Annotated in this window: 17 protein-coding genes, 1 tRNA gene and 1 pseudogene; 17 read left to right on the top strand and 2 right to left on the bottom strand. The window is 47.2% G+C overall.

Annotated features, from left to right (window positions below; all coding sequences use genetic code 11):
• The first annotated feature begins 54 nt into the window (after nt 1-54).
• The 7 genes from NSQ37_RS00190 (at nt 55) to NSQ37_RS00160 (ending at nt 5,967) form a co-directional block, all read left to right on the top strand.
• Nucleotides 55-318, top strand: a complete 264-nt coding sequence (locus NSQ37_RS00190) for a hypothetical protein (protein ID WP_015418085.1) — start codon at nt 55-57, stop codon at nt 316-318.
• A gap of 46 nt (nt 319-364) precedes the next feature.
• Nucleotides 365-1,042: a zinc metallopeptidase gene (locus tag NSQ37_RS00185; protein WP_003152125.1), complete on the top strand. Its 678-nt coding sequence runs from the start codon at nt 365-367 to the stop codon at nt 1,040-1,042.
• A gap of 42 nt (nt 1,043-1,084) precedes the next feature.
• On the top strand, nt 1,085-2,374 hold the full coding sequence (locus NSQ37_RS00180) for a hemolysin family protein (protein WP_052827778.1): 1,290 nt from the start codon (nt 1,085-1,087) through the stop codon (nt 2,372-2,374).
• Between the two features lie 89 nt (nt 2,375-2,463).
• The gene (locus NSQ37_RS00175; protein WP_122504164.1) at nt 2,464-4,122 is read left to right on the top strand and encodes a glycoside hydrolase family 13 protein; all 1,659 of its coding nucleotides are present in this window, start codon (nt 2,464-2,466) and stop codon (nt 4,120-4,122) included.
• A 121-nt stretch (nt 4,123-4,243) separates the two neighbouring features.
• The gene (locus NSQ37_RS00170) at nt 4,244-4,666 is read left to right on the top strand and encodes a secondary thiamine-phosphate synthase enzyme YjbQ (RefSeq protein WP_076424902.1); all 423 of its coding nucleotides are present in this window, start codon (nt 4,244-4,246) and stop codon (nt 4,664-4,666) included.
• Entirely contained in the window at nt 4,659-5,690 is a 1,032-nt protein-coding gene (locus tag NSQ37_RS00165) for an NAD(P)H-dependent flavin oxidoreductase (RefSeq protein ID WP_099567043.1), read from the top strand. The genes NSQ37_RS00170 and NSQ37_RS00165 overlap by 8 nt, the downstream gene beginning before the upstream one ends.
• Before the next feature lie 25 nt (nt 5,691-5,715).
• The gene (locus tag NSQ37_RS00160) at nt 5,716-5,967 is read left to right on the top strand and encodes a hypothetical protein (RefSeq protein ID WP_007408636.1); all 252 of its coding nucleotides are present in this window, start codon (nt 5,716-5,718) and stop codon (nt 5,965-5,967) included.
• Between the two features lie 17 nt (nt 5,968-5,984).
• Here the strand turns inward: NSQ37_RS00160 and NSQ37_RS00155 are convergent, their stop codons facing one another.
• A complete protein-coding gene (locus tag NSQ37_RS00155; protein WP_007408635.1) occupies nt 5,985-6,722 on the bottom strand; it encodes a protein-glutamine gamma-glutamyltransferase in 738 nt (245 codons plus the stop codon).
• 141 nt (nt 6,723-6,863) lie between these two features.
• Here NSQ37_RS00155 and tlpB (NSQ37_RS00150) point away from each other — a divergent pair, with 141 nt between their 5' ends.
• The 5 genes from tlpB (NSQ37_RS00150) (at nt 6,864) to NSQ37_RS00130 (ending at nt 15,847) form a co-directional block, all read left to right on the top strand.
• Nucleotides 6,864-8,849 (top strand): methyl-accepting chemotaxis protein TlpB, encoded by a 1,986-nt coding sequence (gene tlpB, locus NSQ37_RS00150; protein WP_061581469.1) that lies wholly within the window; start codon nt 6,864-6,866, stop codon nt 8,847-8,849.
• Nucleotides 8,850-9,033: 184 nt separating this feature from the next.
• The gene (tlpB, locus tag NSQ37_RS00145) at nt 9,034-11,022 is read left to right on the top strand and encodes a methyl-accepting chemotaxis protein TlpB (protein WP_047936064.1); all 1,989 of its coding nucleotides are present in this window, start codon (nt 9,034-9,036) and stop codon (nt 11,020-11,022) included.
• Nucleotides 11,023-11,149: 127 nt separating this feature from the next.
• Nucleotides 11,150-13,135: a methyl-accepting chemotaxis protein TlpB gene (tlpB, locus tag NSQ37_RS00140; protein ID WP_059367948.1), complete on the top strand. Its 1,986-nt coding sequence runs from the start codon at nt 11,150-11,152 to the stop codon at nt 13,133-13,135.
• A gap of 19 nt (nt 13,136-13,154) precedes the next feature.
• Nucleotides 13,155-15,257 carry a methyl-accepting chemotaxis protein TlpB gene (gene tlpB / locus NSQ37_RS00135; protein ID WP_437339753.1) on the top strand — a complete coding sequence of 701 codons (2,103 nt, stop codon included), beginning with the start codon at nt 13,155-13,157 and terminating at the stop codon, nt 15,255-15,257.
• A gap of 65 nt (nt 15,258-15,322) precedes the next feature.
• Nucleotides 15,323-15,847 carry a type 1 glutamine amidotransferase domain-containing protein gene (locus NSQ37_RS00130; RefSeq protein ID WP_003152143.1) on the top strand — a complete coding sequence of 175 codons (525 nt, stop codon included), beginning with the start codon at nt 15,323-15,325 and terminating at the stop codon, nt 15,845-15,847.
• Between the two features lie 31 nt (nt 15,848-15,878).
• Here NSQ37_RS00130 and NSQ37_RS00125 read toward each other — a convergent pair whose 3' ends face one another.
• Complete coding sequence (locus tag NSQ37_RS00125; RefSeq protein ID WP_040238957.1) at nt 15,879-16,865, bottom strand: Gfo/Idh/MocA family protein; 987 nt, start codon at nt 16,863-16,865, stop codon at nt 15,879-15,881.
• Between the two features lie 179 nt (nt 16,866-17,044).
• Here NSQ37_RS00125 and NSQ37_RS00120 point away from each other — a divergent pair, with 179 nt between their 5' ends.
• The 5 genes and pseudogenes from NSQ37_RS00120 to NSQ37_RS00100 form a co-directional block, all read left to right on the top strand.
• Nucleotides 17,045-18,205 (top strand): AI-2E family transporter, encoded by a 1,161-nt coding sequence (locus NSQ37_RS00120; protein ID WP_007408629.1) that lies wholly within the window; start codon nt 17,045-17,047, stop codon nt 18,203-18,205.
• A 91-nt stretch (nt 18,206-18,296) separates the two neighbouring features.
• A complete protein-coding gene (locus NSQ37_RS00115; protein WP_007613337.1) occupies nt 18,297-19,127 on the top strand; it encodes an undecaprenyl-diphosphate phosphatase in 831 nt (276 codons plus the stop codon).
• A 128-nt stretch (nt 19,128-19,255) separates the two neighbouring features.
• A tRNA-Ala gene (locus tag NSQ37_RS00110) sits at nt 19,256-19,328 on the top strand.
• A gap of 141 nt (nt 19,329-19,469) precedes the next feature.
• Entirely contained in the window at nt 19,470-20,021 is a 552-nt protein-coding gene (locus NSQ37_RS00105) for a tyrosine-type recombinase/integrase (RefSeq protein WP_253612787.1), read from the top strand.
• 300 nt (nt 20,022-20,321) lie between these two features.
• A pseudogene (locus NSQ37_RS00100) lies at nt 20,322-20,561 on the top strand (peptidoglycan-binding domain-containing protein); the annotation flags it as partial.
• Nucleotides 20,562-20,567 lie beyond the last annotated feature (6 nt).

Here is a 20,567-nt window from a genome sequence, read left to right as displayed (position 1 = left end):
TCACCCTCATTTTTTCATATGATAAAGAAAGCGGACCGAAAAAGGGTGAGTCAAATGACAGTCATTCAAAAACTGCTGGCGGCGCTGGCCGGAGCGCAGCTGCTCGCTTCGGCGGCCGTATTGCTTATTTTCGATTTGAATGGATACAATCATATGTCCGGCGGATTTTCATGGCTTGTTTTTGCAAAAGAGACCGCAGGCACGTTTCCGTTTTACATCGGATTGGCCGGGTGTATCCTCATCATGCTCGGAGGTTTGATTCCTGTCAGAAAAAAGAAGCGGATTTCTGTACAGGAAAGCGGACAATCATTAAAATAATATATAAGCAAATCGTACGATATAAGAGAAAAAGGAAGAGGATAATATGCTGTTTATCTTTTTAACAATTGCTGCATTGGGATTGTCGTTTTGGGCACAATTTAAAGTGAAAAGCAATTTTCAGAAATACTCAGACGTAGAAGCTTCCAGTCAGCGGACGGGGGCGGAAACGGCAAGACGGATTCTTGATATTAACGGTTTATATGATGTGCCGGTAGAACCGGTAAGAGGCACTTTAACAGACCATTACGACCCGACGGAGCGGGTGGTGCGTTTATCTGAGCCGGTATATTACGGCCGCTCCATTTCCGCCATTTCCGTCGCTTCCCATGAAGTCGGACATGCTTTGCAGCATCAGGAATCATACGGCGCGCTTGTGCTGAGGCACAAAATTTTTCCGGTCGTCAATTTTGCCTCCGGGGTTGCCCCTCTGCTTTTCTTGGGCGGGATGCTCCTGGGCAGCTTGAACTTAATCGGACTCGGCATTATTTTGTTTTCGGCCGCTGTTTTTTTCCAGCTTGTCACACTGCCTGTCGAGTTTAATGCCAGCGCGAGGGCGAAGCGGATTATCGTGTCGGAAGGATTCATTCGCAACAGTGAAGAACACGGCGTGAATAAAGTGCTGAACGCCGCCGCGCTGACGTATGTGGCTGCGGCGCTCGTTTCATTATTCGAGCTGCTTCGTTTTGTGATGATTTTCTTAAATGGTCGTGATGAGAATTAACACGAAGGAGGTGGCCCCTTACCGTTTGCGGTAGGGGTTTTTTTGCTTATATTAAAACTGATTCTCATTATGCTGTTAATCGGATTAACGGCCATCTTTGTCGCTGCGGAATTTGCGATTGTCAAAATCCGCGGTTCAAAAATCGCGGAGCTGGTTGAAACCGGAGACAGCCGGGCGCTCGCGGCGCACAGGGTGATTTCAAATCTCGATGAATATTTATCAGCGTGCCAGCTCGGCATTACGATTACGGCGCTCGGACTCGGCTGGCTCGGTGAACCGACGATTCAGCGGCTTCTTCATCCTGTTTTCAGCCTGATCGGAATGCCGTCATCCATTACGCACGTCGTCACGTTTATTGCGGCGTTTATCGCCGTCACGTATCTGCACGTCGTCATCGGAGAGCTTGCGCCGAAAACGATATCCATTCAAAAAGCTGAAGCCGTCAGTCTGTGGACGGCGAAACCGCTCATTCTGTTTTATAAAGTGATGTATCCGTTTATTAAGCTGTTAAACGGTTCAGCCGGATTTTTGGTCAAGCTGTTCGGTTTTCATTCGGTGAAAGAACATGAGGTCGTGGTCAGTGAAGAGGAATTGCGGCTGATTTTGTCCGAAAGCTATAAAAAAGGTCAAATCAATCAATCTGAATTCCGTTACGTCAATAAAATATTTGAATTCGATAACCGGGTCGCCAGAGAAATCATGGTGCCGCGCACCGAAATCGCCGCCATCTCGCTTGAACAGCCAGTTGATGAAGCCATACATTTGATCATCAACGAACGGTATACGCGATATCCGGTTATTAAGGAAGACAAAGATCACATTCTCGGCATTATTAACAATAAGGATTTATTTAAGGCGTATTTTCTCGGCCGCTCCATTGAATTAAAAGAAATTATGCGTCCGGTCATCAGAGTCATTGAAAGCATCCCCGTTCAGGAGCTTTTGATCCGCATGCAGAAGGAGCGGATTCATATGGCGATTCTCGTTGACGAATACGGCGGCACGGCGGGACTTGTGACCGTCGAAGACATATTGGAGGAAATCGTCGGGGAAATCCGTGATGAATATGACCAGGATGAAATGCCCCACATCGTCAAAAAAGGCGAACACCACTATGTGATGGACGGCAAGGCGCTCATAGAAGAGGTGAATGATCTCCTTGATATCGCCATCGAAAATGAAGACATTGACACGATCGCCGGCTGGCTCTTAACACAAAAAATGGAGCTGAAAAATGGTGATGTGTTTCATGCCGAAGGGTGTGAATTTAAGGTGCTGGAAGCGGAAGACCATCATATCCGCTTCGTTGAAATTAAAAAAACTGATTTCTGAGCCTCCTGCTTTTGCAATGAGGCTTTTTTTATGGAAAAAATGCTTCTTCGTCCCGCTCCTTCATATAATGTAAAGAAAGGAGTGTCGGTATGAAAACGGATTGGTGGAAAACGGCTGCCGTCTATCAAATTTATCCCCGAAGCTTTATGGATTCGAACGGGGACGGAATCGGCGACATGAACGGCATCAGAGCAAAGCTTCATTACATAAAAGAGTTGGGGGCGGATGTGATCTGGCTTTGTCCCGTTTTTGACTCGCCGGGCGCGGACAACGGCTACGATATTCGGAATTATAAACAAATTGCCGGCGAATTCGGGACGATGGAGGATTTTGACCGGCTCCTTGCGGATGTCCATGCGCTCGGCATGAAGCTGATTATGGACCTCGTCATCAACCATACAAGCGATGAGCACCCTTGGTTTATCGAATCACGCTCAGCGAAAGATTCCGAAAAACGGGACTGGTACATCTGGAGAGACGGAAAAAACGGCAAAGAGCCGAACAATTGGGAAAGCATTTTCGGCGGATCAGCGTGGGAATATGATCAAGAGACCGGCCAGTATTACCTGCACCTGTTTGACAAAAAACAGCCTGATTTAAATTGGGAAAACGAAGCGATGAGGCAGTCCGTTTATGAGATGGTCCGCTGGTGGCTTGATAAAGGCATAGACGGCTTCCGGGTGGATGCCATTTCTCACATTAAGAAAAAAGAAGGGCTCCCTGACATGCCGAATCCGGACGGTCTCCCGTACGTCCCGTCTTTCCCGTATCATATGAATGGGGAAGGCATATTGGATCTCTTAAGAGAGCTGAAACGGGAAACATTTTCGCGCTATCCGATCATGACGGTCGGCGAGGCGAACGGAGTGGCGGCTTGGGAGGCGGCTGATTGGGCCGGTGAAGAACACGGCGTCTTTCAAATGATTTTTCAATTTGAACATCTCGGCCTCTGGGATACGGAAGATGATCAAAGCATCTCCATTCCGGCGCTTAAGCGCGTCTTGTCCGGCTGGCAGAACAGTCTTGAAGGAAAGGGCTGGAACGCGTTATTTATGGAGAACCACGATCAGCCCCGTTCCGTCTCGGTATGGGGTGACGAACGGTTTTTGACAGAAAGCGCCAAGGCACTCGCCGCGATGTATATGCTGATGAAAGGCACGCCGTTTATTTACCAGGGGCAGGAGCTCGGGATGACCAATGTTTCGTTTCCATCCATTGAAGATTATGATGACGCCGCAATGAAATATCTGTATGAAAAAGAGACGTCCCGCGGCGTTCCGCATGAAAAAGTGATGAAGATCATCTGGAAGAAGGGCCGGGATAATTCACGGACACCGATGCAATGGAGCGGTGAGGCGAACGGCGGGTTTTCTGATGCTTCTCCGTGGCTCGGAGTGAATCCGAACCACACATGGCTGAATGCTGCATCACAAATGCAGGATGAAACATCCGTATACCATTTCTACAGACGGCTGCTCGCCCTCAGAAAAGAACACAGCGTATTGATCAGCGGCACATATGAATTGCTGCTTCCGAATGACCGGCAGATTTATGCCTATCTAAGAAAAAACGGAACAACAACCGCCCTGATCATCACAAATCTGTCCCGAACCCCCGCTTTATACAGGCATCCCGGTTATCCGCTTGACTCCGATACGCTCGTGCTCGCAAGCATGGAAACACCACCGCATCGGCATGTGACATCCTTTCTTTTAAAGCCTTATGAGGCCCGCGTATATATATGGTGAAAAACTTCAGTCCCGAGGCTGAAGTTTTTTGTGATCTGCGTTTATCATCGCGATCCGACAGGAAAAGACAAATACAGAAACGAATATGGGAAAGGAAGAGAAAAAGAAAGGAGGCATTTATATACTGAAAAAATTGCAGATTCAAACAAACAGACGGGATGAAATGATCGATATCACACATGAAGCTGAAGCGTTTCTCCGCAAAACAGGCGTGAAAAACGGTTTGGCGCTCATATACTGTCCCCATACAACCGCCGGCATTACCATAAATGAAAATGCCGATCCGGATGTGAAGAGGGATATGCTCAGAAGGTTTGATGAAATATATCCGTGGGAGCACGAACTGGACCGGCATATGGAGGGAAATACGGCGGCACATATGAAAGCGAGTACAACCGGCGCCTCCCAGCATGTCATCATAGAAGACGGGCGCCTGATACTCGGAACATGGCAGGGCGTTTATTTTTGCGAATTTGACGGTCCGCGAAACAGAACCTGTTATATCAAAATACAGGCTGAAACGGAGGAAAACACAAATGAGTGAGTGGATGAGTGCATTATCATTAACAAAGCCCGTCATTCAGGCGCCGATGGCCGGCGGGCTGGTCACGCCGCGTCTGGCTTCGGCGGTATCAAATGAAGGGGCGCTCGGAAGCCTCGCTTCAGGATACGTCAGCCCGCAAGCGCTTGAAAAACAGCTTATCGAGATGAAAGAGCTGACGAACCGCTCCTATCAAGTAAATCTTTTCGTTCCGGAAGAAAGGCAGATGCCTGAGGCGGAACTTGTTGAAAAATGGAAAGCCCGCATCCCGAGGGCAAAAGACGCCAAGCCGTTCTCTGATCTGAAAGAAGAATGGAATGATTTCGAGGAAAAAGCGGAGCTTCTGATCCGTTACGGAGTCAAAGCGTGTTCATTCACCTTCGGCCTGCCGCCGGAAGAAACGGCGGAAAAGCTGAAGAAAAGCGGATGTTTCCTTTTCGGCACGGCGACAACGCCGGAGGAAGCGAAGGTCTTTGAAGAACGGGGGATGGACGCCGTTATTCTTCAGGGAATAGAAGCCGGCGGGCATCGCGGGTCGTTTCTGCCGGTTAAAGGAGAACCGGCTCTCGGCCTTATGGCGCTGATTCCGCAGGCTAAAGACGCGCTGAATATCCCGGTGATTGCGGCAGGCGGCATTTTTGACCGCCGCGGCGTGCAGGCCGCCCGGTGTTTGGGTGCGGACGGCGTTCAAGTAGGAACACCGTTTCTCCTTTGTGAAGAAAGCAGCGCCTCACCGGCATATCAAAAAGCCATTGCCGAATCAAAAGGAGCCGACACGCGGCTGACCACCCTGTTTTCGGGAAAACAGGCGCGGGGAATCGTGAATCAGTTCATGAAAACATATGAGGCTGACGAGGGAAATACGCTGCCTTATCCGCTGCATAATACGCTGACAAAGCCGATGCGCGGGCACGCGGCTCAATCAGGAGACGCGGAGTATATGTCTTTATGGGCCGGCCAGTCCGCCGCGAAACTTGAAGGGCCGACAGACGTGAAAACCGTTTTGGACAGATTGTGCGAATCATAATTCAGAAATCGTGAGGTGATGGATGATGAAGATTCTTCAAATGTCCTACAAAAAAAGAGGGACTATTGAGTTTGTCTTTGAAGATTTTCCGCATTCCAAAGTCACCATGGCGCCGATTAAAGGGTATTACTTTGTCCGCGCCATTAAATGGAGCCGACGGGACAGAGCCGTCACCCGCCATGATTTAGAGAAGTTTGAATGGGCTGCAAATCAAGCGCTCGGCACGACGGCTTTTTACCGGAAAAGAAAAGCATTCCGCATCCCATCGTCACAATGACAGACGATGGGATTGTTTTAATGCATGATCTGATAAAGCGCGGGTGCATCAAGCCTTGTTGCCTGGTTAAGCAGATAAGCCGGCTGCACGGCATTTTTTTTTCTTAAAGAATTCAATCTCTGGATGATTTGTTCAGCGGTCAGAATCCCGAGACCGTGGGCGAAATATTGATCATTCCCCATCACAATGACATTCTCTCCCCGCCACTGAGCCTTTGCAGGATTAAAATCAGGGTTTTTAAAATATAAACAATCTCCCCGTAAAAAGTGGCTGCCGGTTTCCGTGTAGATCGGCAGATGCTCATAGTGCCAGTCATACAAAGTGATATCCCGGAAACGCCGGTTAAACCGTTCTTCACCGATTGTCTTTAAGACGGCCAGATAATAAATCACAACAATGGCGGTAGCGCATTCAAATGCGTAAAACGCCCCGTTTTCAATAATGTCCCGAATCGCTTTTGAAGCGGGGATTCTGTACTTCAGCTCCAAGGCTCCTTCCGGCGTCACTCTCCAATAAGCCGTATTTCCGTATGTTTTGGCGAAAGTTGCAAATTTCACACCTGATCCGTGCAGTTCTCTTGCGGCTTCCACAATATGGCGGCGCAGCCGCACCTCGAACATCAGTTCAGCAATCGACCCGTAATCGAATTGTACGGGAGAATTGAGCAGTTCATTTATATACGGAACAAGGCTTTCTTCCGTCTGCCAGTTCGCGATGTCCTGAGGACGAAGCACTTGGCCGGATATGATAATCATCTGCGCGCCCCCTATCTTTTTTTATAAGATATGCAGGAAGCTTGGGCAATGAAAATCAAGACATAAAAAAGGAGGAAATGTTAACAAAATGTGAAGACTGAGCCGATATATAAGGTATCACACTTGAGGGAGCAGCTTAATATGAAAAAATTCATCAATTGGTGCACAAAGGCATCGATTTCACGTAAATTAATCATTTCATTTATCGTGATCTTAATCATACCGATTCTCGTGTTAGAATTCAGTTCATACCATACGGCGAGCAATTCGCTGGATGATCAGATTTCAGGCAACGCGAAAAATAACATCGAATCTTTTAACACAACCATTACAAATGATATCGGCGCAAAAGCAAAGGCGATTGAATTTTTCAGTGAAACGTTAAAAGGGTCATCCTTCTCAAAGAAAAACATGTCTGCTCTTGAAGAAAAGTTCGGGCAATACACGTCTATTCATAAGGACGTAGCCCGCGTTTACGGAGGAACCGAAGACGGCAGCTACGCACAGGCGCCTAAGGAGAATACTCCGGCCGATTACGATCCGAGAACACGCACTTGGTATAAAGACGCTGTGAAGGCCGGCGGCACGCTCGTTGTCACCGACCCTTACACCGCGGCAAGCGACGGCAGCATGGTCGTTACCGTGGCAAAGCAGATGCAGGACGGAACAGGCGTAGTGGCCATGGATATTACAATTGACCAGCTGCTGAAGCAGATGCAGGGAATCAAAATCGGGCAAAAAGGATTCGTGTTTATCACATCCAAAAATAAAACCTATGTCGCGCATAAAGACCACAAACCGGGCGACAAAGTTTCAACCCCGTGGCTGAATGAGGTATACAGCAAAGACAGCGGCATTATTTCATACAAGCTCGATGATCAAAATAAAAAAATGGCGTTTACGACAAATAAACTGACCGGATGGAAAATAGAGGGGAGCATGGAGCTCAACGAAATTAAAGACGCCTCACAACCGGTGCTGACGATGGGAATGATCGTCCTTGCAGCATCCATTATCATCGGGGGAATTTTAATTCTGTTGATTGTCAGATCCATTACGTCACCGCTGAAACGGCTTGTCCGCTCTTCTAAACAAATCAGCGGCGGAGACTTGACCGAGACCATTGATATCCGCTCGAAAGATGAATTGGGCGAACTCGGCGCGAGCTTTAATGAAATGGGAGAATCTCTGCGCGGACTGATCAGCGCGATCCAAAACTCTGTCGACAACGTGGCCGCGTCATCGGAAGAGCTGACCGCTTCAGCTTCGCAGACAAGCAAAGCGACGGAACATATTACAATGGCCATTGAGCAGTTTTCAAACGGAAACGAAGAGCAAAGCGAAAAAGTCGATTCAAGCTCAGCCAAGCTGAATCATATAAATGACGGACTCACCGCCGTTTCCCGCACATCATCATCCATTACGGAAGCATCTAAACAATCGAAGGAAGCTGCCGGCACCGGGGAAGAATATGTGCAGCAAACCGTCGGGCAGATGAATCTCATCAATCAATCGGTCCAGCAGGCGGAAGCGGTTGTAAAAGGCCTTGAAGCCAAATCAAAAGACATCACTCATATTTTAAGAGTCATCAACGGTATTGCCGATCAGACAAACCTGCTTGCTTTAAATGCAGCCATTGAAGCGGCAAGAGCCGGTGAATACGGGCGGGGCTTCTCAGTAGTAGCCGAAGAAGTGCGCAAGCTTGCCGTCCAATCCGCCGGTTCTGCCAAAGAGATTGAAAAACTCATTCAGGAAATCACGGCTGAGATTAATACATCACTTCACATGTTCACATCCGTTAATGAAGAAGTTCAATCAGGACTTGCCGTGACGGACCGCACGAAAGAAAGCTTCCAGAATATCTTCGGCATGACAAACGATATCGCCGAGAAGCTTCAATCGATGAACGGCACGGTTGAACAGCTGTCAGACAGCTCCCAGCACGTTTCAGCCGCAGTGACGGATATTGCGGACGTATCTAGGGAAAGCGCAGCAAGCATTCAGGATATTGCCGCATCCGCAGAAGAACAGCTTGCATCAATGGAAGAAATCAGCACATCCGCCGATACTTTGGCGCAAATGGCCGAAGAACTGCGGGAATTAACGAAACAATTTAAAATCAACTAGTAAAAAAGGACGCTTTCCGGATGGAAGGCGTCCTTTTTTATAGTGACAGCCGGATAATTAAATAAAAAGTCTTGCATACAAAGGGAGTACATAGAACTATTTTTCATTTATGACTTAATTTTCAATGTAATAAAAAGGGAGTCAGCCGATATAAACAGTAAATGATTGAAAGAGGTTTACAAAATTGAAAAAAACAGCAAAAAAAATCGCCAGAAAATCAATAGCCAAAAAACTGATCATTTCATTTTTACTGATCTTAATCATTCCGGTAGCAGTATTGGCTGCCGGCGCCTACCGTTCGGCGGCTTCATCCGTTGAAAAGCAAATGATGGAAAGCGCCGAAGGAAATGTGCAAATCTTAAACAATATGATTGATGACCGGATCGGAATGTTTACAAAAAGCTCAGCATATTTCAGCGAATGGGCGACAAGCGCTAAATTTAAAGAAAAAAACCAAACGGAAATGCAAGAAAGGTTCAAACAGTTTATTGAAAGCAATGATAAAGCATCCGCCGTATTTTCAAGCAGCAAGGAAGGAACGTTTACCCGTTATCCGCATGCCGATATGCCGGCCGATTTCAATCCGCTTGAAAGAAGCTGGTATCAGGAAGCTATGGAGAATAAAGGCCAAACCATCATCACAGACCCTTATGAGTCCATCTCAAACAAAAAGATGGTCGTCACCATGGCCCGCGCGGCGCAAGACGGATCAGGCGTCGTCGCCATTGATATAAAAATCGACGATCTCATCACGATGACAAAAGAAGTGAACATCGGAAAAGAAGGATACGCCTTTATCCTCAGCAAAAATAAAAAAGCCGTTGCCTACAGTGATGAAAAAGCCGGCGCGGCGGTATCGGGAAAATGGGTTGATACATTATTCAGCGGGCAAAAAGGCGACTTTGAATATACGCTGAACGGGAAAGCGAAAAAAATGGCGTACGTGACCAATGAAGCGACGGGCTGGAAGATCAGCGGAACCATGTCCGTGGAAGAAATCAAGGATGCGGCAAGACCGGTTCTGACTCTGGCCGTTATCATATTGGCGATAGCCATTGCCGCAGGGATGATTTTCATTTATTTTGTCATCCGCTCAATTACCAAACCGTTAAAACGTCTCGTAGCATCAGCGGAAAAAATCAGCAGCGGAGATCTGACGGAAACCATTGATGTCAGCTCTCAAGATGAGCTGGGCGTGCTCGGTAAAAGTTTTAATCATATGACAGATTCACTCCGTTCGCTTATTCAGGGAATTCAGGACTCTGTTGAACATGTCGCTTCTTCCTCAGAGGAGCTGACGGCTTCGGCTGAGCAGACGAGCAAAGCAACGGAACATATCACCCTTGCGATTGAACAGTTTTCTAATGGAACGGAAGACCAAAGTGAGAGTATTGATAAAGCGACAGCCCAAGTGAATGAGATGAAAGACGGGCTCAGTGATCTGGCGGAAGCGGCAGCCGTGGTGACGGAAACGTCAATTGAATCGGCGGAGATATCCGGCGCCGGTGAGCGGCTTGTCAAGAAAACAGCCGGCCAGATGGGCGCCATTGACCAATCCGTAAGTAAAGCGGAGCAAGTCGTACAAGGGCTCGAACTCAAATCGCAGGACATCACCAGCATTTTGCGCGTCATTAACGGCATTGCCGATCAAACGAATCTCCTTGCTTTAAATGCAGCCATTGAAGCGGCAAGAGCGGGAGAATACGGACGCGGTTTTTCAGTCGTTGCCGAAGAAGTGAGAAAGCTTGCCGTCCAATCCGCCGATTCAGCGAAAGAAATCGAATCCTTAATTCATGAAATCGTCAAAGAAATTCATACTTCGCTCGGAATGCTGGAATCCGTCAATCACGAGGTGAAAAGCGGACTTCAGTTAACGGACGAAACGGAAAAAAGCTTCCGGGACATTTCCGTTAAAACAAATCAGATTGCCGGTGAACTGCAAAATATGAATGCAACCGTGGAACAGCTTTCTGCCGGGTCTCAGGAAGTATCAAACGCTTCAGAGGATATCGCGGCCGTCTCCAGACAAAGCGCGGCCGGCATTCAGGACATCGCGGCTTCAGCTGAAGAGCAGCTTGCGTCCATGGAGGAAATCAGTTCCTCCGCCGTCACGCTGGAAAAAATGGCGGAAGAATTACGCGAACTGACAAAGCGTTTTAAGATAAACTCTTAATTAAGTCTAAAAGACTAATTTTACGATAGGTAAAAAGTATGTTTCATTATATTTCTTCTTTTTGGATGTGTATATTTACCCATAATTGCCGATATGAAGGGTAAACACGCAAGAGGAGATATAGCAGATGAAAAAAATTGTGCAAATCATCAAGCAGAGATCGCTTACAAGAAAACTGCTCATTTCTTTTTTGGCCATTCTCATTCTTCCTATTTCAACGCTGGCTTTTATCGCCTATCAATCGGCGGTAAGCACGCTTGACAGGCAGATGATGGGAAGCGCACTAGATAATGTGCAGCAGATTAACGATATGATCAACACAAGCATCAGCCAAAAGGAAGACGGAACGGCATATTTCAGCGATTGGCTCACAAAGGATCGGTACAAGCCGAAAAACCAATCGCAAATTACCGATAAATTCACAGAGTACATGAGGATCAATAAAGACGTGGAATCCATTTATACGAGTGACACGGAAGGACATTTCACACGGTATCCGGATCTGCAGATGCCTAAAGGATATAATCCGCTTGAAAGAGACTGGTACAAAAAGGCCGTGGAAAATAAGGGGAAGGTTGTTGTAACAGATCCTTACCGCACGGCTTCCACCAATACGATGGTCGTGACGGTCGTTCAGCAGACGAAAGACGGCTCAGGAGTCGTCGCCATCAATATGAAAATCGATGAGCTTCTGAAAACGACAAAGAAAGTGAACATCGGGAAATCCGGCTACGCTTTTATCCTGACGAAAGACAAAAAAGTGGTCGCCCACCCGAACCGCACGTCAGGCACAGTATTAAACGGGGAGTGGGCTGAACAGCTGTTCACCAGCAAAAAAGGTGATTTTCAATACAAATACGACGGCCAGGAAAAGAAAATGGCTTATGATACAAACGGGCTGACAGGTTGGAAGATTACCGGAACAATGTATCTGGACGAAATTCATGAAGCGGCCCTGCCGATCCTTCATCTGTCCCTGCTCGTTCTCGTATTAGCGATTGTGATCGGAACCATCGTCATGGTGCTGATTATCCGTTCAATCACAAAACCGCTCAAGCAGCTTGTGACATCATCGAAACAGATCAGTGAAGGCGACTTAACAGAAACGATCGAGATTCAGTCAAAAGATGAATTAGGCGAGCTTGGCAAAAGCTTTAACAATATGGCCGCTTCGCTCAGGTCTCTCATCCATGCCATCCAGGATTCCGTGAATAACGTCGCATCTTCCTCAGAGGAGCTGACGGCTTCAGCGGAGCAGACAAGCAAGGCAACCGAACATATCACACTGGCGATCGAACAATTTTCTAACGGAAATGAAAGCCAAAGTGAAAATATTGAAAGCGCGGCGGAACATATTTACCAAATGAACAGCGGGCTTAAAGATATGGCGAAAGCATCTGCCGTCATTACCGAATCCTCCGCCACATCAGCGGAAGTCGCCAATTCAGGCGGAAAGCTCGTCCACCAGACGGTCGGCCAAATGAACGTCATTGACCGGTCAGTGAAAGAAGCTGAACAAGTGGTGCGCGGACTTGAAACAAAATCAAAAGACATTACAAACATTCTCCGTGTCATTAACGGAATCGCTGATCAGACAAACCTTCTTGCGCTGAACGCGGCAATTGAAGCCGCGCGTGCGGGTGAATACGGCCGGGGCTTCTCAGTCGTCGCCGAAGAGGTCAGAAAACTTGCGGTCCAGTCTGCCGATTCAGCGAAAGAAATCGAAAGCTTAATTATAGAAATCGTCAACGAAATCAATACATCTCTCGGCATGTTCCAATCCGTCAACAAAGAGGTGGAAAGCGGACTGGATATTACGAATCAGACCGAAACGAGCTTCAAACGGATTTCTGAAATGACGAACCAGATCGCCGGAGAAATTCAAAATATGAATGCGACGGTAGAACAGCTGACAGCAGGATCTCAGCAGATTTCAGGAGCTTCTGAGCAAATCGCGTCCATCGCAAAAGAAAGCTCCGCCAGCATTCAGGATATTGCGGCCTCCGCCGAAGAACAACTGGCTTCAATGGAAGAAATCAGTTCGTCTTCGGAAACGTTATCCCAAATGGCGGAAGAATTACGTGATATGACGAAACGATTTAAAATAGATTAATAGGTCATAGAACACCCAAATGTGCTGTTTGGGTGTTTTTTTTAGTTTTTTTAATAAATCTTTTGTCCTATCTGACGATATTAGATTTAGCTTTTCAAAGAAGGAGACTGAAAAAATGAAACAACTGATACATTGGATCAAACAGCCATCCATCAGCAAGCCGCTGATCGCGGCATTTTTAGCCGTATTGGTGCTTCCGGTCGGCATACTCGCCTACTTCAGCTACCAAACGGCGGGGAATTCACTAGAAAGCGAACTGACCCACAGCGCCCAGGGAAATGTCAGCGAACTGAACAGCGTGCTGGAAAACATGCTTGAGGGTAAGCTGAAAGCGATTGACTACTACAGCGAATCAATCACAAAGGAAAAACTGGAGACGAAAAATAAATCGGTACTGCTTGACAAAATGAAGCAGTATGTCACCGTAAATGACGATGTCGCGTCAATTTACGCCGCGTCTCGCGACAAAGCGTTCGTGAAATATCCGTCCGTTGACATGCCGTCCGATTATAATCCGCTCACGCGCGAGTGGTATACAAAAGCGGTTGAAAAAAGCGGACAGCCAGTGTTTACCGAGCCTTATAAAGACGCTGCAACCGGACAGACGGTCGTTACGATTGCCCAGCAGACAAAAGACGGATCAGGCGTTGTGGCGCTTGATATTAATCTGGGCGACCTGCTGAATGCCTCCCAACGCGTCCAGATCGGTCATAAAGGTTTTGCCTTCATTACAACGGGAGATAAAAAATACATCGCCCATCCGACTATAAAAGCGGGAACGGAAGGCTCCGGAGAGTGGACGGAAGAAGTATTTTCCAAATCAAGCGGATCGTTTGAATACATGTTTGAAGGACAGCAGAAGAAAATGGCCTTCACGACAAACAAACTGACGGGCTGGAAAATCGCCGGCACATTTTTTGTCAGTGAGATCCATGACGCAGCCTCGCCTGTCATGAAAATGGCGCTGATCATCCTGGCGGTTTCTCTTATCGTCGGCGGTATTTTAATCGTTTTTATCATTCGCTCGATTGCAAAACCGCTCAAAAAACTTGTTTCGACATCAGCTAAAATCAGTGACGGCGATTTAACGGAAGTCATTGACATCAAGTCGAAAAATGAATTCGGGCAGCTCAGCCAAAGCTTCAATGAGATGTCGGCGTCACTCCGGTCTGTCATCGGCGTCATCCAGTCATCCGTCGAACATGTCGCTTCTTCATCCGAAGAGCTGACGGCATCCGCCGGACAGACAAGCAAGGCGACAGAGCATATTACACTGGCGATTGAACAATTCTCAAACGGAAACGAATCACAAAGCGAGAAATTGGAAGAAAGTGCTGATCACCTTTCCCAAATGAATGCGGGCATTGCCGAGACGGCGAATGTATCGGCGGAAATCACTGAATCCGCCATCCAAACCTCTGAAACCGCCGGAAGCGGAGAAGAATTAGTGGCGAAAACGGTCGGCCAGATGAAAACAATTGATCGTTCCGTACAGCAGGCGGAAGCGGTCGTAAAAGGGCTGGAAACGAAGTCGCACGACATTAAGAGCATCCTCAACGTCATTAACGGCATTGCCGATCAAACAAATCTGCTTGCCTTAAACGCTGCCATTGAAGCGGCCAGAGCAGGCGAATACGGGCGGGGCTTCTCCGTCGTTGCGGAAGAAGTGAGAAAGCTTGCCGTACAATCAGCCGGCTCCGCGAAGGAAATCGAAACGCTGATTCAGGAAATCGTCAAAGAAATCGCCACATCGCTTTCCGTATTCCAAGCGGTGAATCAAGATGTGAAGGAAGGCCTCGATATTACGGATCAGACGGCCGAAAGCTTCAAAAAAATCTCAGAAATGACGACTCAGATTTCAGGCGCCTTGCAGCATATGAACGGAACGCTTGAGAAGCTTGCAGCCGGGTCGCAAAATGTGACAAACGCGGTGGAGGACATTACCTCAGTCGCCAAAGAAGGGTCCGCCGGCATTCAAGACATCGCCGCCTCAGCTGAAGAGCAGCTGGCCTCCATGGAAGAAATCAGTTCATCCGCCGAAACGCTTGCGCATATGGCTGAAGAACTGCAGCAGGTCACACGGAAATTTACGATTCAGTCTGAAGACGAAGAACAGCTGTAGCGAGCTGTTTCTTTTCCTCATTTTAAAAAAGCGATACACTAGTATAAAAGAAGGGAGTGGCAGTGATGAGATTAGAAGGCAAAAAAGTCATAGCGCTTGTCAGTGACGATTTTGAAGACTTAGAGCTTTGGTATCCCGTCTACCGGCTGAGAGAGGAAGGCGCGATCGTTCATTTAATAGGAGAAGAAGCGGGCCGTTCATACAAAGGAAAATACGGTGTGCCTGCGACGGCGGATTACGATTTTAAGAGCCTGATTATTCAGGAGTATGATGCCGTGCTCGTGCCCGGCGGCTGGGCACCTGACAAACTGCGAAGATATCCCGAAGTTTTGGACATCATTCGTACGATGAACGAGCAGAAAAAGCCGATCGGCCAGATCTGCCATGCGGGCTGGGTGCTCATATCTGCCGGAATTCTCGCAGGAAAAAAAGTAACGAGCACGCCCGGCATCAAAGACGACATGACAAATGCAGGGGCACAGTGGCTGGATGAAGCTGTCGTAACTGACGGACACATTGTATCAAGCCGCCGCCCGCCCGACCTTCCGCAGTATGCAAAAGCGTTTGCTGACCTGTTAGCGTCCAAATAAAAAACATCCGCCCGAATCCGGGCGGATGTTTTTAGTTTTGATCGGCGGGAAAGACAATTCCGATTTGTTTTCTCGCTTCTTCCATAATGCTTGCCGTAATGAAAGAACGTTCAAAAGTATTTTCGGAAGACTCCCGCTGTCCGTTTCGAAGAAGATTGATGAATTCAGCCGTTTCGTAGTACATCGACGGTTTCAGATCAGGGACTGAAATGTCTTCCGTCCGGCCGTCACGATAGCGGATTTCCGCCCGTTCCGGTCCGTGAATGCTGTCCAGAACGATCGTGCCGTCTTCACCCTGAATTTCCGCCGGGGCAAACGAATTTGAGATTTTCGAATGCATCAGCACCGCTTCAAATCCGTCGTATGACAGAATGACCGTGCCTTCGCCGTCAACGCCGGATGAGAGTTTATGACCGGTCGCAATGACGTTTTTCGGTTTGCCGAACAGGACGACGGCCGGATAAATGCAGTACACGCCGATGTCCATTAACGAACCGTTCGATAATTCAGGCTTAAACGCGTTTAGCACCGTACCGTTCTTATATGCATCATATCGTGATGAATATTGGCAGTAGCTTGCCGTGAATCTCCTGACGGGTCCGATTTTATGTAAGTGGTTTTGAAGCATGCTGAAGTTCGGCAGGAACGTTGTTTTCATGGCTTCCATCAAGAGAACGCCGTTCGTTTTGGCTGCGTGAATCATTTCATCCGTTTCCCTTGCGTTAGACGCAAACGGTTTTTCGCACAGTACATGCTTGCCGTGTTCCATAAAAAGGACCGCCTGCTCTTTGTGAAATGCATTCGGGCTGGCGAGATACACCGCGTCATAGGCTTTGCTTTCCGCCATTTCTTTCAGGCTGGTAAAATAATGAGCAGCGCCGTGTTTGCCGGCGAATTCCGCCGCGCGTTCCTCAGTTCTGGAATAAACCGCCGTTAATTGAAAATCATCAATAGCAGAAGCCGCCTCCAGAAATCGTTCTGTAATCCAATTCGTTCCGACTGTTGCAAATCGAATCATTGCTATCGCTCCTTCTATGTATTGGCTTACATTATAGCTTTTTTTCTGAGAAACATAAATGGAAAAAAGGCTGCCAGCTAAAGGGATAGGAAAAATTCCCATAGAGACCGGTTATTATTTTTCATTACAGGAACGATAGTGTACAATTTAAGTAAAATACATATGATGGAGGAACAATAGTGGAAACATTGCAAACATGGGGCGGCAGATTTAAACAGTTTTTCTTAGACAATAAATTTGTCTTGTTTTTGCTTGTATTGCTGCTCATCGGTCTCAATATCCTTGTCTTTATGAAGACATCATTTATTTTCACACCTATTATCGTCCTGCTCAAAACGATTGCGCTCCCCGTCATTTTGACAGGAATTGTTTATTATCTGCTTAATCCGATCGTAGATATATTGGAAAAAATAAGAGTGAAAAGAGTCTATTCCATCCTGCTCCTTTACCTCATTATTATAGGGCTGATTACGATTACGGTCGTTTCAATTATTCCGTTTTTAAAGGAACAGATCATGAGCCTGATCGACAATCTGCCGAAATATGTGGATATCGTTGAAGATCAGACGAAAAGCCTGATCGGAAGCGATTTTGTAAATCAGGCGCAAAAGACGATGAATATCAACATTTCCGATCTTGCTAATAAAGTATCGGCGCAGGCGGCGACAATTGCAAACAGCACATTTACCGGAGTCGGGAATTTTATCGGCGCGCTGACGGAAGTGATTATTTCAATTGTGACCGTGCCGTTTATTCTGTTCTATTTGCTGAAAGACGGCAAAAAACTGCCGATTTATATCTTAAAGTTTGTGCCCACCCGTCTGAAAGAACAAACGTATACGATGCTTAGTGAAATGAACCACAGATTAAGCTCCTATATCAGAGGACAGGTCATCGTCAGCTTCTGCATCGGGTTTTTATTATTTATCGGCTATCTGATTATCGGACTTGATTATGCGTCACTGCTTGCGGTCATTGCCGCTTGTACGAGCGTTGTTCCGTATTTAGGGCCGACCATTGCCATCACGCCGGCGATTATTATCGCGTTGGTCACTTCGCCCCTTATGCTGCTGAAGCTTGCGATTGTATGGACCGTTGTCCAGCTCGTGGAAGGGAAATTAATTTCGCCGCAGATCATGGGGAAAAATCTTCACATTCACCCGATTACCATCATCTTTGTTCTGTTAACCGCCGGAAAGCTGTTCGGGGTTGTCGGCATTATTTTAGCCATCCCGGGGTATGCGGTCATCAAAGTGGTCACGACCCATCTGTTTGATTGGTTCAAAATGCGTTCGCATCTATATGAAGAAGAAAAAAATGATGCTGGATCGAAGTCATAAAATCGGAACGGACATGATATTTATTATAAGACAGGCTTTCCTTCAGAGGAGAGCTTCTCTTTTGTAAATGATGAATGAAGGGAAGAATGGGATGACACTATGGGAGATGTTCACAGCAGCCGTTTTGGGAATCGTGGAAGGGCTGACGGAGTACGCGCCGGTTTCTTCCACGGGACATATGATCATAGCGGATGACATCTGGCTGAAATCCGGAAGCCTGATGAATCCGGAAGCCGCCAATTCCTTCAAAGTGGTGATTCAGCTCGGTTCGATTCTGGCGGTGGCCATTGTGTTTAAGGATCGGATATTACATTTACTCGGCCTCAAAAAAAACGTCACGCGCGATCAGCAGAAGGGATACAGGCTGACCATCGCGCAAATCGCCGTTGGTCTTGTTCCGGCGGCGGTGCTCGGCTTTTTATTTGAGGATTTCATTGACCGCTATTTATTCTCCGTCAGAACGGTCGCTTACGGATTAATTGCCGGAGCCGTGCTTATGCTTATAGCGGACTGGATCAATAAAAGGAAAGAAACGATCGATACGGTAGACAGAATCACCTACAAACAGGCTTTCTGTGTCGGATTATTCCAGTGTCTCGCCTTATGGCCCGGATTTTCCCGCTCAGGCTCAACGATTGCCGGAGGTGTCATTGTCGGCTTGAATCACCGGGCAGCCGCAGACTTCACATTTATTATGGCTATTCCGATTATGGCGGGCGCAAGCCTTTTGAAGCTGGTGAAATACTGGAGCAGTCTTTCTTATGACATGATTCCATTTTTTCTTGTCGGCTTTATCTGCGCCTTTGTCGTCGCCCTCTTAGTCGTCAAGTTTTTTCTTCGGCTTATTAACCGGATTAAGCTTGTCCCGTTCGCCATTTACCGTGTCATCCTCGGCATCATTTTAATCATGCTCGTGCGATAAACGAAGAGGCCCCCCGGAGGGTCTTCTTTTTATGTTCGAAAAATGTCTCAGGAAAATATGAGCAAACTGAATTTTCTGCTTGAAATTCATAGAAGAGTCGTCTATAATAAAACATGACGTTACAGCACGGGGCCATAGCTCAGCTGGGAGAGCGCTACGCTGGCAGCGTAGAGGTCAGGGGTTCGAGCCCCCTTGGCTCCATACCCGAATGAAACCGCGGTATATCAACGTTGACTAAACGATGACTTATCCGGTGATTAAAACAGCGTAGCGCTTCCGATTCGGACAGCGTGGCGCACCGTTTTTCAATCGTCTTCCATACGAAATGGGAGGCGATTTTTTATGCATTCAGAAAATCGAAAAGGTAAGCGTGTGAAGGCCGGAAGGGACTCGGTAAAGACAACGCGAAAAGGTACGTATGATCTCGAATACATATTCGATAGGCTGTGCGATGCCAAGCGCGCTGAAAATGTCGTTCAGGAAACGATTGATAAGTACATGCGTGCTTGTCGGTATCTAACGAAGTACGCGGAGGAGATCAGAGTGTCCGCAGACATACGTCATATTGACGTTGACTTTGCGCGCGGCTTTGTATCGTGGCTGATTAACGATAAAATAAAGTTCGACGGTCACAGTTTCAAATTAGACGAGCATAAGACGCAGGGGTTATCTCCGCGGTCAGTTAACGACTATATTAAGACCATACGGACGTTCTTTCGTTTTGCAATTAAAGAGGCGTATGCCGACGATAACCCGTTCGAAGAGGTTACGTTAATCACGAACCCGGAGAGCCCGATAAATATCCTTTCTCCTGATGAGATGCGGGCGATTCTTAATGCGATGGATCAGCGATCTTTCGTTGAATTTAGAGATTACGTTGCGTTGACCTGGTAGCCGCTGTCCCGATTGCCGCTTCAGCTACTTTCGCACTTGTTATGGCTGCATCTTGAATTATGGAAGATGTAACAGAGCCATCAATCAGCTGAGTATCATATGGGCTTAGAGCAAATTCTCTCCGGACGTCTCCTTCTCTTATTTGAATTTTTCTGATTGTAAATTCTGCTGTGTCAGATGCTCTGGCTGTCGTATCGCCAAGCCACAAACTACCGTTTGTAAGATAACGAGCTGAAAAGCGGCGGCAAAAAGAAGGTGACAGCCTCAAACCCTCAAACCACTCAAAAATCAAAATTCAGTCTGCCGGAGGGTATTTTTAAAGTCACAAGCCCATTGACCCGAGGGGAGGCTGTAAAACAGATTCAAACGGCGCTGGCGGCTCTTCATTAATACCCGGATAAAAACGCAAAGAATTTCGGAATAGACGGCGCATATGGTGCGAAGACAGCAAATGCAGTTAAACGATTCCAGTCCATGTACGGCCTGACTGCTGACGGCATTTACGGACCAAAAACGAAAGCAAGCTTGAAGCGAAATTGAATTAAT

The sequence above is a fragment of the Bacillus sp. FSL P4-0334 genome, from assembly GCF_038004825.1.
In the GTDB taxonomy this organism is placed as follows: domain Bacteria; phylum Bacillota; class Bacilli; order Bacillales; family Bacillaceae; genus Bacillus; species Bacillus velezensis.
Note: the sequence above shows the minus strand (reverse complement) of the source record. Positions and strands in the feature narration are given on the sequence as shown.